Source organism: Terrisporobacter glycolicus ATCC 14880 = DSM 1288 (genome assembly GCF_036812735.1).
GTDB lineage: Bacteria > Bacillota > Clostridia > Peptostreptococcales > Peptostreptococcaceae > Terrisporobacter > Terrisporobacter glycolicus.
In genome coordinates, this window is sequence record NZ_CP117523.1 from 3267399 (window position 1) to 3280977 (window position 13579).

The 13579-nt window shown below is 27.9% G+C and carries 11 protein-coding genes and 1 pseudogene; 1 reads left to right on the forward strand and 11 read right to left on the reverse strand.

Translation table 11 applies throughout. The features are described from left to right. Positions 1 to 44: 44 nt before the first annotated feature. From TEGL_RS16040 to gpr, 7 genes are all read right to left on the reverse strand, one after another. The gene (locus TEGL_RS16040) at positions 45 to 1304 is read right to left on the reverse strand and encodes a CapA family protein (RefSeq protein ID WP_018591481.1); all 1260 of its coding nucleotides are present in this window, start codon (positions 1302 to 1304) and stop codon (positions 45 to 47) included. Between the two features lie 10 nt (positions 1305 to 1314). Then, a complete protein-coding gene (pgsC, locus tag TEGL_RS16045) occupies positions 1315 to 1743 on the reverse strand; it encodes a poly-gamma-glutamate biosynthesis protein PgsC (protein ID WP_278244912.1) in 429 nt (142 codons plus the stop codon). Positions 1744 to 1781: 38 nt separating this feature from the next. Further along, positions 1782 to 3056 (reverse strand): poly-gamma-glutamate synthase PgsB, encoded by a 1275-nt coding sequence (gene pgsB, locus TEGL_RS16050; RefSeq protein ID WP_018591483.1) that lies wholly within the window; start codon positions 3054 to 3056, stop codon positions 1782 to 1784. Between the two features lie 746 nt (positions 3057 to 3802). After that, the gene (gene lepA, locus TEGL_RS16055) at positions 3803 to 5605 is read right to left on the reverse strand and encodes a translation elongation factor 4 (protein WP_018591484.1); all 1803 of its coding nucleotides are present in this window, start codon (positions 5603 to 5605) and stop codon (positions 3803 to 3805) included. 183 nt (positions 5606 to 5788) lie between these two features. Beyond that, the gene (locus tag TEGL_RS16060; RefSeq protein ID WP_018591485.1) at positions 5789 to 5983 is read right to left on the reverse strand and encodes a hypothetical protein; all 195 of its coding nucleotides are present in this window, start codon (positions 5981 to 5983) and stop codon (positions 5789 to 5791) included. A 14-nt stretch (positions 5984 to 5997) separates the two neighbouring features. Continuing rightward, the gene (gene spoIIP / locus TEGL_RS16065; RefSeq protein WP_018591486.1) at positions 5998 to 6969 is read right to left on the reverse strand and encodes a stage II sporulation protein P; all 972 of its coding nucleotides are present in this window, start codon (positions 6967 to 6969) and stop codon (positions 5998 to 6000) included. 15 nt (positions 6970 to 6984) lie between these two features. Next, positions 6985 to 7938 (reverse strand): GPR endopeptidase, encoded by a 954-nt coding sequence (gene gpr / locus TEGL_RS16070; protein WP_018591487.1) that lies wholly within the window; start codon positions 7936 to 7938, stop codon positions 6985 to 6987. 273 nt (positions 7939 to 8211) lie between these two features. On the opposite strand from gpr, the gene rpsT reads away from it, so the two are divergent. Continuing rightward, positions 8212 to 8478 (forward strand): 30S ribosomal protein S20, encoded by a 267-nt coding sequence (gene rpsT / locus TEGL_RS16075; RefSeq protein ID WP_018591488.1) that lies wholly within the window; start codon positions 8212 to 8214, stop codon positions 8476 to 8478. Between the two features lie 126 nt (positions 8479 to 8604). Here the strand turns inward: rpsT and holA are convergent, their stop codons facing one another. From holA to TEGL_RS16095, 4 genes and pseudogenes are all read right to left on the reverse strand, one after another. Beyond that, the gene (gene holA, locus TEGL_RS16080; protein ID WP_018591489.1) at positions 8605 to 9648 is read right to left on the reverse strand and encodes a DNA polymerase III subunit delta; all 1044 of its coding nucleotides are present in this window, start codon (positions 9646 to 9648) and stop codon (positions 8605 to 8607) included. Then, on the reverse strand, positions 9617 to 10882 hold the full coding sequence (locus TEGL_RS16085) for a ComEC/Rec2 family competence protein (protein ID WP_018591490.1): 1266 nt from the start codon (positions 10880 to 10882) through the stop codon (positions 9617 to 9619). Before TEGL_RS16085 ends, holA begins: the two co-directional genes overlap by 32 nt. Before the next feature lie 163 nt (positions 10883 to 11045). Then, a pseudogene (locus TEGL_RS16090) lies at positions 11046 to 12175 on the reverse strand (PLP-dependent aminotransferase family protein). A gap of 244 nt (positions 12176 to 12419) precedes the next feature. Further along, positions 12420 to 13577, reverse strand: coding sequence for a GNAT family N-acetyltransferase (locus tag TEGL_RS16095; protein ID WP_018591493.1), 1158 nt, complete (start codon positions 13575 to 13577; stop codon positions 12420 to 12422). Between the last annotated feature and the right edge of the window lie 2 nt (positions 13578 to 13579).

Genomic DNA, 13579 nt, shown 5'->3' on the forward strand with positions numbered 1-13579 from the left:
ATATTTATGTTTAAATGGTATATATATAGTAGTTCTTATTGAGCTTATTGTAAAGTATTTTGTTGCGTTTGTTCTAAACTATTTGGTTGTGTTTGTTGCAAATTATTTGGTTGTGTTTGTTGCAAAGTACCATCTTGTGTTTGTTCAACATTTTCCTTTTTAGTAATATCTGTTTTAATAATATTTTTCAATGTTAATGTGTCTCCTGTCACTTCAAACTTAGATTTATCCAAGTCCTTAGCTAGAGTTGCAAATATTCTTTTTTGATAAAACTTATTCGTAGTTGGCACAGGATACCCATTTACTATCCTTACTGGAACTACTTCAAAAGTACCCTCACCTTTTTCATTAATATAGTAGTTTAGTACCATACTATCTTTTGTTCTAGTCCAACCTTGATCAAAGACAAAGTTACCCATACTATAGAATATAATTCCGTCCTTATATGTTTGTATAGGTTGTAATACGTGAGGATGTGATCCTATAATTACATCTGCTCCAGCGTCAATTAAAGACTTAGCAATTTTCTCTTGTTCTTCACTCTGACCGACACCATACTCAACACCCCAGTGTAGATTAACTACAACTAAATCAGCTTTTTGAGATGCTTCATACACTAGTTTATTATAACCAGGGTACATAGTCGATAATATACCTGCTTCTGTTCTACTCGCACTGAAGTCTTTTGGTACTATATCACTTATACCTAAAGTTGCAACTTTTATACCATTAACTTCTTGAATATCATAAGTCGCAGCATCATCTCTATTCTTTCCAGCACCAACATATTTTAATCCTGCAGATTTAACAGCATCGATAGTACTTATTACTCCATCTCTACCAAAATCACCTAAGTGATTATTAGCTAAGTTAGCCATTGTGAATCCACTATTTTTTAAAAGTTTTGAAACTTTTGTTTCTGCATATAAATGAATTTCTTTGTCACTTTTTTTGAAATCATCCGGATTATCAAGTAAAGCACTTTCTACATTTCCTGAAACATATTGTGAATCTTCCCATAAATATGATACATCTTTAAACACACTTTCATAATTATCTAACTCACTTTTAATCTTAACTGATCTTCCTAGCATCATATCTCCAACAAAAGTAAGTTGAGCTAACTTATTATCTGAATAATTAAGTTTAAGTTTTTCATTATTACTATTTGCATATACAAAAGTTGATCCAAAAACTATACTTGCAAGTAAAAATATTATTACTAATGTTTTTTTGCTTGTAATTTTAGGTTGATTTTTAATTTTTATCTGTAATCGATCTTTAAATGTTAATTTATTTTTCATAAACTTCTCCTTACACTAAATATAAAATTTGCATTAATGCAAATACAAATCCAGTCATTAAAAGTGTAGATATTACTGTAAGTTTTATTCCCTGTTTAGAGTAAGAGTTTGCCAATAATGCCGGTACTATTACTCCTATCCCTCTAAATTCAAAAGTAGGGAATGGTGTTAATGGATATGCGAATTCAAATACTAACTTTAACACTATTGCTATAATTAATGTAGCTGTAAATTTTCTTTTCCCATATAGGATTACGAACTTAGGTAATACAAAGTTAACAAGCCAATATGTTATAAACGAAACTAAAAATATTAATGCTAATGTTATAGGTGAATCAAATACTAAAGCCAAATAACTGGCTGCTATTAACCCCCCTGGCGTAATTCCTGTCTTTTCAGTGAATAGCAAAGTACTTGCTACTCCTATTATTAATGCCATATAAAAATCTGTAATAAACATCTGTGTCTTGTCTCCTCCTAAAAATTACTACTTCTATATTTCTTTATATACGCTCTGATACTTATATTGTTATTTACTTCCTCATGCTCATCTGTATGAATGTATATATTACACATCTTTTGTAATAATATTTCAGCTTGTCCATGTATATTTCCGATACCATAAATAACCCTATTATGCATCATGCCATGTAATTCATCAATTACTTCATCGACTTCATAATCTGATAAATCTATATATTCTTTTATATTACTTAGCCTTCCGTCATCAATCGCATTTTGTATGCACTCTATTCCTTCTCCTATACCTATTAAAGTGGTATTTTTTAAATAAGGAAAACAGTCATCAACAAACTGATTAGTTCTATCTATTCTATCTTCTCTTCCATTAAAAAGAACTATTGGATTTTCTGTATTAGGTATAGTGTCCTTTATTCTATCCCATATTGCAAGTGTTGATTCTGGTTCATTAGCTGCAAAACCATTTACAAAATTACTAATATGATTCCCACTTTCTATAGGGCTAATAGTAGCTGCTCCTGGGTCTGGATTTGCATTTAACATCCCTTCAAAGGCTGTTTCTGCATCTATATCTAGTATCTCTGCCACAGCTAATGCTAAAGATATATTATCTTCAAATATTGTATATTTAAATTGTTTAACAAGTCCTTCTGGTATTTTTGAATTATCTGCAACAACAAGTTTTGTTTTTCTTTGTTTACAAACTTCTTCAAAATATTTTACATAAGGTCCATTGTCAACTACTAAATAACCATTGTATGGTATAGTTGAAGAAAATGCTAATGCTATTTCATCTGTTGTTGGTCCCATAACATCTAAATGATCTTCTAAAACATTAACTATAACTGTAATATTTGATTTGAAAATATCATTTTGGTACACTGATTGATATTCAGGTCTTACTGCCATACATTCACATACCAAAGCTTCTGCACCAACTTCTCTCGCTTTATCTATAACTTGAATTTGTTCTTTAATATTCGCTCCTAAAAGATTACGTTTAATAACGTCTTCATCCTTTTTGTTCCAATATATCATTCTTGGAGAAGTCCCTGTAGTTTTACCCACAACTTTATAATCTGCATTACTCAAAACACCTGTTATTAATCTAGTAGCAGTCGACTTCCCACGTATACCATTTACATTAATTCTAAGGGGTATTTCCTTTAAATTTTCTTCATTTTTTTTCTTTTCCTTAATTCCTAAGTAAAGTAATATTGCCATATAAGCTACAATCACTAACAATTGCACTAATGTTATCTTATCAAACATACTCTCCTCCATAACTACTGTAACTTTGATTTTTTATCATATTTTTGAAATATCTTTATTAGCCCCATAAAAACAACTCAGTAGTTCCACTATTACCTTCTAAGTTCCTCAACAGCTTAATATTGCCTAGTCTTCACATTACTATAGTACACTCTAGCAAATAAATTTAACATTTTTAAATTTTATATTCTTTCTTTTTATAAAAGTAGGAAAAATACCTTCCTTTCTTTTATATTGGGCGACTCATCTCCTCTTCTCGTTTTTAAATAATAAAATTACAATATTTTATTATTTAGCTCATCTAGTAAGCTTTCATTCTCAACTCACAATTTAACGAATCTTCATTTTTAAATATACATCTATTATCTATCTCCACTATATTACTATATATGATTCTTTTAGGTCAATAGAACATTTTTTCCACAATATGTTACAATATTTTACAATAAAACGCAAAAAAAATTAAGATGTATCATTAAAAATTTTGCTAAAATCATTAGTATATTATGAAAGTTTTCATTTTTATACTACATTTAAAGCAATAATTTATTATATAATGTTTACTATCAAGTACCCATTATATAATAAATTACTTCATAACACAAAGAATATCTTCAATATGTTATAATTTTCTTAAATTACAACTTACTCTCAATAAATTACATATCTTATATTAAAAATAGTAATACTTTCTAAATTTAATGCAACCTTTATAAGGTTACTTTATTGTTAAATAATTTTCTCTATTATTCATCTAACTTAAGAACTGACATAAATGCCTTTTGTGGTACTTCTACGCTACCAATTTGTCTCATACGCTTCTTACCTTCTTTTTGTTTTTCAAGAAGTTTCTTCTTACGAGATATATCTCCACCGTAACATTTAGCAAGTACGTCTTTTCTAAGAGCACTTATTGTTTCTCTAGCTACTATTTTATTTCCAACAGCTGCTTGTATTGGAACAGCAAATTGATGTCTTGGTATTTCATTTTTAAGTTTTTCACACATTGCTTTACCCCTAGAGTATGCTTTACTTTCATGAACGATAAAGCTAAGTGCATCTACTTGTTCTTTATTTATTAATATATCTAATTTTACAAGTTGAGAAGGAACATATCCCTTCATTTCATAATCTAAAGATCCATAACCTCTAGTTCTAGATTTTAGTGCATCAAAGAAATCATATACAACTTCATTTAGAGGTAAGTCATAATGAAGCATAACTCTTTTCTCATCTATATATTCCATGTGTAGCATGGTTCCACGTCTTTCTTGACATAGCTCCATAACTATACCAACAAAATCTTTTGGTGCTATTATATCAGCTTTTACTATTGGCTCTTCTATCATTCTTATTTCTGAAACCTCTGGTAGGTTTGCAGGATTTTGTACCATAACAATTTCTCCATCATTTTTAGTAACTCTATATATAACTGAAGGAGCTGTTGTAACTAAATTTAGATTAAATTCTCTCTCTAATCTCTCTTGTATTATTTCAAGATGTAATAATCCTAAGAATCCACATCTAAAACCAAATCCTAAAGCTGCAGAAGTTTCCGGTTCAAACTCAAGAGCTGCATCATTAACTTGTAGTTTTTCTAAGCAATCTCTTACATTTTCGTATTTTTCACCTTCACCTGGATAAATACCGCAATAGACCATTGGAGTTGCTTTTTTATATCCTTCTAAAGGTTCTTGTGTTTTGTTGTTAGCATCAGTAATAGTATCACCTACGTGACAACTTCTTATATCTTTTATACTTGCTGCAATATATCCAACATCACCAGCAGATAAACTATCTAATTCTGTTGCACCTGGAGCCATGACTCCAACTTCCGTTACTTCGAATTTCTTCTTAGTATTCATCATTTCTATGGTCATACCTTTTTTAACTTCACCTTCAAATACTCTAACATAGGCTACAACACCCTTGTAAGCATCATAGTATGAATCAAATATTAAAGCTTTTAATGGTTTGTTTCTATCTCCAGTAGGAGCTGGTACGTTTGCAACTATATCTTCTAATACATCTTGTATATTTAAACCACTTTTTGCTGATATTAATGGTGCCTCACTTGCATCAAGGCCTATTATATCTTCAATTTCTTCTTTAACCTCGTCTGGTCTAGCACTTGGTAGGTCTATTTTATTTATTACTGGTAATATTTCTAAATCTTGGTCTAGAGCTAAATACACATTAGCTAAAGTTTGCGCTTCCACACCTTGAGCAGCATCTACTACAAGTAATGCGCCCTCACATGCTGCTAAACTTCTTGATACTTCATAGTTAAAGTCCACGTGACCTGGAGTATCTATAAGATTTAAATAATATTCATTTCCGTCCTTAGCCTTATATATTAACCTTACATTTTGCAGTTTGATAGTGATTCCTCTTTCTCTTTCTAAATCCATGTTATCTAATAACTGGCTTTTCATTTCTCTATCACTTACTAAACCTGTGTACTGTATTAATCTATCAGCTAAGGTAGACTTTCCATGATCTATATGAGCAATTATACTGAAATTTCTAGTTCTATTTTGTTTGTCCACCGTTATTCCTCCTTAATAAGTTGTTATCATAGACTTTATTTTATAATATATCTGCTTTTATGTAAATAAGTAGTATATAACAAAAAAATAAGACTTATTTTTTAAGTCTTATTTTTCCTATTATTTTGGTTTATTTTTGAAATTTCTATTCTTTAATATTATATACAAATTAAATATTATGGTTTAAAATATATCAATTATATACTTTATAATATTGTTTTTACTATCATTATCTAATACTTCATTAATTCTATAATCTACTAGTAATATGCTAGTCGTAGTAATTACTAGCATCATAAACATAAATACAACTCTACAAATTATTTTATATTTTTTTTTAGAACACTTTTCTTTTTTAGATTTTTCTAAACGACTCATAGTTTATACCCTAATTATTTTATATCAGAATAATACTCATTAAGTATTTCTGCCAAATATTTACATGTAGCCTGCGCTTCTTTTGTACTTGTTGCATTATTGCCTATTTCTATTAACAATCCATTGTCTGCCATATATTGATTAAATCTACCATATTGTTTTGTAACTACTGGACAAACTAATCCTGGATATTTCTTTTCCGCTAAAGCAGTAATTTCTTCTGCTTGTCTTTTTAATTCACCCACATTTTGGTTTCTCTGACCAACTACTAAAAAAAACTTTGCAACAGTTTCTCCATTTATTTTAGTTGTATATTTATCGTGCACCGTCTTTTTAGCTTGTGCACTACTTACACTTTGTCCATCTCTATGTAAATCTATGCTTACTTTAATAGAATTATACTTAGATAGTATGGACTTCATTGTCTTAGCACTAGTTGCATAAGCATCATTATAAGATAGGTCATTATACTTAGTAGTATGAACTACACCCCAGCCCTTTTCTGATAATTCTGTAGATAAAACACTTCCTACAGACATAACTGAATGTTCTATATCTGTTGAGTGATAATTGTTTTTGGGTGAATCAGAATAAGTTTCACTACTGTGAGTATGATATATAAGCATTTGGGGCTTGTCCTTTGTTACTCTTATATCATTAGTGTAACTTGAATCAATAACATTGCTAGTTTCTTTTGATTTCTTTTCTTCTTTTGATTCTGGCTTATTTTCCTCACCAACATAAACATTAACATATTCTTTGTCATCTTTACTATTTGTATTACTTTTTATATTATCTATAGATTTTGAATTATCATCAGAATCTTTATTATCCTTATCTTCTTTGTCTATCACTTTTACTTCAGGATAAGATGACTTCACCAAATATTTTAATATATCTTCTTTATCTAATGCTTGAGAAATAGTAGGCAAAATACAAACTATTAAAAATCCAATTTTTATAGCTTTTATTTTATTTTTAATCATTAAAATTCCTCCTTGTTACGAAGTTCTCCCCGGATGAAGAGATCTATTTAATCCTTCACTAATTATTATTGATAGATTTTCTATAGTTTCATCTATATCCTTAGGAGTAACAATCAAGTTTTTATCATAAGGATCTAGAGAGTCTTTAATTAGTTGATATTTTTCTTCTTCCTGTAATTTTTGAAGCATTTTATAAAATACTTCCCCTTCATCAGATTGTTCCATTAAATTATTGACTGCCATGTCTAGTACATCACTAGTTAAAGTAGCCGCATCAACTACTGTTGGCACACCTATAGCTATAACATCTACTCCCAAGTATTCTTTATTTAGAGCCTTCCTTTTATTACCTACTCCTCCACCTGGAGATATTCCTGCTGTAGATATTTGTATAGTAGAATTTACTCTGTCCATTTTTCTTGAGGCAAGTGCATCTATGGCAACTACTCTATCTGGTTTAATAATATCTACTATTGCTTTAACAGTTTCGCTAGTTTCTATCCCAGTAATACCCATAACCCCTGGGCTAAGTGCAGCGACCTCAGCGAAATCATCATCATAGTCCTTATTATAGTTTTTAAATATATGACGTGTTACGAGGGTTTTTGATACTGATTTTGGCCCTAGTGCATCAGATGTTATGTTCCAGTTACCAAGTCCAATTACTAAAGTTTTCTTGTGTTCCTCTGAACCAAAAATATCTTTAAGTTCGTTAGCTAAATAACTTATTATTTGTTCTCTTGATTCATCGTCATCATATTTCATCAATTTACTTTCTAATGTTACGTATGTTCCAATTCCTTTATTCATTATTTGAGAACCTTGCTCATTTAATACTTCGACTTTTGTAACTACACAGTCATCAAGTTGTTTATTTATTGTTTTAACTCCTGGTATTTCACTACTATTACTGCTTTCTTCTATTATCTCCCTTGCTTCTAGAGCTAGGTCAGTTCTAATTTTTATCATAGTTTCCTCCAGTATTCAATAAAATGATATTATTGATTATTGACATGTACTAACATTTTAAACATTATTTATCATTTTTTATTACTTTTATGAATAAATAAATCTATTATTGTGAAATATTTTTATATGTGATAAAGTAAGTCATGCACTAAAAAAACAGTTAATAAATTATATTTAACTAATAAATATTAACTCTTGATTTTTATATTTATTTCTGTTAAAATCTAATATGTTGACGATGAGAATAATTATATTTACGAGGAGGTGTTTTTCGTGGCAAACATAAAATCAGCTAAAAAGAGAATAAAAGTTATCGATAAGAAAACTGCTTTAAACAAAGCTAGAAAATCTCAGTTAAAAACTGCTATAAGAAGATTCGATGAAGCTGTTACTGCAGGTAACGTTGAAGAAGCTACAGCTAGATTCCAATATGCTCAAAAGAGAATATACCAAGTAGCATCTAAAGGAACTATACACAAAAACGCTGCAGCTAGAAAAGTTGCTAAATTAGCTCAAAAATTAAACGCAATGAACGCATAATAACAGTTTAATTTTTATAAATTTAAACCCTTGATTTTATCAAGGGTTTTTTATTGTACTCATTTAATATCATCTTGCTAAATCTTCACCACAAGTAAAAAAGTCTTAGCATTTTAACTAAGACTTTTAACTAATATTTCTTTGGCAGTATTTACTAACTAGTATTTCTATGGCCAAAGTATCTTTTATTAATCCATTTTTAATTTTAAAATCATTTTCTAATATAAAGTTTAACATATCTATTATTATATTATCCGAAAAATTACGACTTTGTTTTAATGCTTTATTAACAACAAATTGTCTCAAACTTAATTTTTCACAAATATCATTTACAGAAGTACCTTCTATTTGTAGATTTCTAACCTGAAGAACAATTTTAAACTGTCTACTTATCATAGCAAATATTCCAAGAACGGATTCCCCTTCACTAATCATATCATTTAATATTTTTATAGCAGATGAAGAATTCTTTTCTCCCATATAATCTATAAGTTTAAAAATATCATTTTCTATTTTCTTTTGAGATAGTCTATCTATAATCTCATTATTTACTTTATTTCCTTTACCTACAAAAGAGCTAATTTTAATTATTTCATTTTCCAGATCCGAGAGAGTCTTTTCACTATTTTTATCTCTATATCCTTGAGATTCAATAAAGTACATAACTTGTTCATTTTCTATTATAGCTCCAAAACTTTCAAATTTTCTTTTTGTCCATTTAAATAAATCCATATCAGAAATTTTATCACAGTTAAATACAACACCTTTTTCTTGTATTTTTTTTGCTATCTTCTTTCTTTTGTCCACTTCTCCGTACACGACAAATACTAAAACTGTACTTTCTGATATATTATCTAAATAATCTATAAAGTATTTTTCATCACCTTCGGAAAGATTCTTTCTTTTTCCTTTTAAGAGTTCAAAATCTTTTACTATGGTGATTTTTTTATCATCCATAAAAGGCAGAGTTTCTATAGAACTTAGCAATTGATCTAAAAAAACCTCTTTACCATCTATTATATCTAAATTGAAATCAATCATAGACTCATTAAGGCTTTCTTTAAAGCTTTTTATGGCATTATCAATTAAGTAATATTCTCTACCATATAAAAGATATATATTGTCAAAATTTTTATTTTTAATATTCCTTATAATATCCTTGTAATCCATTTTCTTGCTCCTTCATAATTTTTAACTCTCTATATATCATATACGAAAAAATTAAAATGTAATAAAAAGTTACATAAAATAATTTAGGATTGTTAATTTCAATATATGCTAATTTATTCCCCGCGAGTTTGTCTAATAAATAATATACCATAATAATAATACTTTTGCTTAAATATGCTAAAATTTTTGATATTAAAATACTAAATCTAAATAAAATTACACTAATTATACTTAAATTCATTATTATACCAATCACAGGAACAACAATCATGTTTCCAATAAGAAATAGAACCGATATTCCTCCGAACACATAATATACAATTGGCAAAGTTAATATATTGGCACTTAAACTTATGGATATAATACTTATTTTTAAGTATCTATTTATTATTTTATAAAAATATATAATAGATAAAGTCGCTAAAAAAGATAATTGAAAAGATGTATTATAAATTATATAAGGATTATTTACAATCAAAAATACACCTATCAAAGATAGTGTGCATATCCCATCCCTCTTTTCATCCAAGAATATGGCCATATACATAATTACAACAAAAACTATTGCTCTACTTATAGATGGTGAAAATCCAATCATTATACTGTATAAAATCATTACAATAGTTAAAATTATAAGTTTATAAAATTTATTAATTCCTTTTATAATTACTGCAATCATAGTGCATAGTATGCCTGTATGAAGCCCCGATATAGCTATTGCATGACTAGTCCCCGTTTTTGAAAACATGTCTTTTTCTTCTTTACTCAAGTATTCCTTTTGACCTAATATTAAAGAATTAATAAAATCAGATTTATCTTTATATAAATATTTGAATGTATCTCTCAAATAAGTTTTTGTATTACCTACAAAAGTATAGAATTTGCTATATCCTTGTATTTTATAATACTTAGCAGTTATAACACCTTTAAATCCCATACCTTTTACATGTCTACCATAATTAAAATCATCAAAGTTCATTTTATCTAAACTTTTAATGATTCCATTTATTTCAACTATTTTGCCTATTTTTATGTCTAGTTTTTTACTGTAATCATTTACTAAGTATTTTTCTATTTTATATTGATCATATTTATCCTTTTCAACTTTATCTTTTACCACACCTTCTATAGTTATATTTTCTTTATCTTCAATTTCATCTAAGGATTTGTTATTTGTATAAATAACAGATATGAACAATAAAAATATAAATAATATTAATATTGGCCTTCTCATCTTTCCTCCATATTTTTTTATTTATTTTTATTATCATCATCTTAAATTATTTCAAACATATTAGACTGCTCTCTTAGATAAAAATTTGATTAATTCAATATATTGTTTAAATCAAGCAATTAAAAAAGAAACATATCTTCTTCTTTGAAGATATGCTTCTTTTCTAAACTTCAACAGTTTCACTTACTTCTTCATTTAAAACTTTTCCTAATCTTTTTATTCCTTCAATTATTTTGTCTTCTTTGCAACTAGAATAATTTAGTCTAAAGTAATTCTCTTTATTTCCACTAGGAAAGAAAAATCCTCCTGGAACATAAGCAATATTATTTTCTACACATTTTTTCATAATCTCTTGTGCATTCAATTTCTCTGGTAATTTAACCCATGTAAATAATCCTCCACTTGGATTAGTAAAGCTTACCCCCTTAGGAAATTCTTCTTTCATACAACTAAGCATTAAATCCCTGCGTTTTTGTATGTAGCTTTTACTTTTTCCACATGTTCATCTATGTATTTACTAAGTTCTCTTTGACCTATGGTAGATGTTTGTAAATCAGAGTTTTCTTTACATGTTATAAACTTTTTCAATATTTCTTTTGGTGCACAAACCCACCCTAAACGATATCCCGGACAGAATATTTTCGAAAAAGTTCCCAAGTATATTACAAGTGCCTTTGTATCCAAAGACTTAAGTGCTGGTAAAAATTCTCCTTCATATCTTAACTCTCCATAAGGGTTATCCTCTATTACAGGTATTTCATGTTTATTTATAACTTCCATAAATTTTTTTCGTCTTTCAAGTGACCAAGTTATCCCCGTTGGATTTTGAAAGTCTGGTATTACATATATAAATTTTACTCTATCATTATTTTGCAATATTTTTTCTAATTCTTCTACGATTATTCCTTCCTTGTCTGTAGGTACTTCCATAACTTTAGGTTGATAATTCTTAAAAGCATTCAAAGCTCCTAAATAAGATGGACTTTCACATAATACTATATCTCCTTCATCTAAAAATATGTTTCCTGCATAATTCAAAGCCTGCTGTGATCCACTAGTCACAAGTATATCTTTTGCATTCACATCAGTCATACTTTTAGAATTCATTCTATTTGCTATATGATCTCTAAGAGGTAGATATCCTTGAGACCCTGAATATTGTAAAGCTTCTTCTCCATTTTCATCTAAAACTTTAACGGCAACTTTTTTCATTTCTTCTACAGGAAATAATTCAGATGCTGGTAACCCTCCTGCAAAGGATATTATTTCTGGTTTTTCAATTAGTTTTAATATTTATCCTAGTTCTGATTTTTTAAATAAATCCATTCTTTTAGCATATTTAACTGCCATATCTCTTCTCCCTCTCTTTATTTTCATAATTTTCTAAATATTTATAATGATAGCCTTTTTTATTATTTTTTTCAACTATTGTTTCATATTTTGTATACAAAATATAACTTTATAACACAACATCTTGTATGCTATCTTTTCAACCAATTAAATTTAAGCATATAAAAAGACAGCCTTTGCTGTCTTTTTATACATATTCATTTATGTAATTTTGTTTTTTAACAAAAATTAAATCCAAAAATTTTATAACCTCTTTATTTTCTTCCAAGTCATTTAATAAATAAGCTTCTTTTGAATTGATATAAGAAAATGCTAGTTGAGATATAGTGTTTATATTAAACTCTACGTCGTAATCAAAGTCACCATCTTCCACAACCAACTTATTATTTTCTAAGGTAATTTTAAATATTTTATTATTTTCCTTTATATAATTATCTTTAATAGAAATAATTATACTTGATTTATCGTTACCTTCTATATATAAACTTTCTAAATATTTCTTAAAATTAATAACTCTTCCCATCATAAAAGGTTTTAATTTCATAGTAACAGTTCTAGGATTTGATAAAGCAAATTTTATCTTATCACCTAAAGGTGATGTTATATTTACTTTTTTGCATTGAGTATTGTGGTTGTATATGAATCTCAACATTCCCTTAAGAGCATTCATGTTTTTATAATATAATTCTCTAACAAAAATATTGTTCCCATTTATAAAGTATATTATATATCCATCACTTTCCTCATTTCTATGAATATAAATATGTCCATCTTCACTTTCTATTTCTTTGAATAAATTTTTATAGTAATCTTTATCCCTTATTACTTTTCCATTTAAATTTTCTAAGAAAGATCTTTCTATATTTATCATTTCATTAATGTGATCCGAAGTAGCCTTTATTAAAATACCAGAAGATTTAAATCCACCTAAATCTTCTATATTAATTTCATACTCTATTTGATCATAACAATGCTCATATCCATATTTTCTATACAACCTATAATCTATTGGCATCAATATTGATATAAGCTGTTCTTTTTTATACAACTCATTTAAAGTAAAATCCATAATATGCTTCATGTAGCCTCTCCCCCTAGCTTCTGGCAAGGTAGATACTCCTACAACATAAGACGTTTCATATTCTTTATCATTCAATCTTATCTTATATTGATTTAATTGAAGAGAAGAGACTATATTCGCCTCTTCCTCAACTACTATTGTGTTATAATTTTTATATTTATTATTAAAATAATAATCTGTAAATTTAGGGCCATCATTAAAACAATAGTTCCAAATTTTCATTATATTATTCTGATCACATTCCCTAGCAAACCTAATTTTCATAA

Excerpts from the sequence above, each read along its gene's own strand:
- TEGL_RS16040 (WP_018591481.1), bottom strand. The coding sequence starts at position 1,304 with ATGAAAAATAAATTAACATTTAAAGATCGATTACAGATAAAAATTAAA.
- pgsC (WP_278244912.1), bottom strand. The coding sequence starts at position 1,743 with ATGGCATTAATAATAGGAGTAGCAAGTACTTTGCTATTCACTGAAAAG.
- pgsB (WP_018591483.1), bottom strand. The coding sequence starts at position 3,056 with ATGTTTGATAAGATAACATTAGTGCAATTGTTAGTGATTGTAGCTTAT.
- TEGL_RS16060 (WP_018591485.1), bottom strand. The coding sequence starts at position 5,983 with ATGAGTCGTTTAGAAAAATCTAAAAAAGAAAAGTGTTCTAAAAAAAAA.
- spoIIP (WP_018591486.1), bottom strand. The coding sequence starts at position 6,969 with ATGATTAAAAATAAAATAAAAGCTATAAAAATTGGATTTTTAATAGTT.
- gpr (WP_018591487.1), bottom strand. The coding sequence starts at position 7,938 with ATGATAAAAATTAGAACTGACCTAGCTCTAGAAGCAAGGGAGATAATA.
- holA (WP_018591489.1), bottom strand. The coding sequence starts at position 9,648 with ATGGATTACAAGGATATTATAAGGAATATTAAAAATAAAAATTTTGAC.
- TEGL_RS16085 (WP_018591490.1), bottom strand. The coding sequence starts at position 10,882 with ATGAGAAGGCCAATATTAATATTATTTATATTTTTATTGTTCATATCT.
- TEGL_RS16095 (WP_018591493.1), bottom strand. The coding sequence starts at position 13,577 with ATGAAAATTAGGTTTGCTAGGGAATGTGATCAGAATAATATAATGAAA.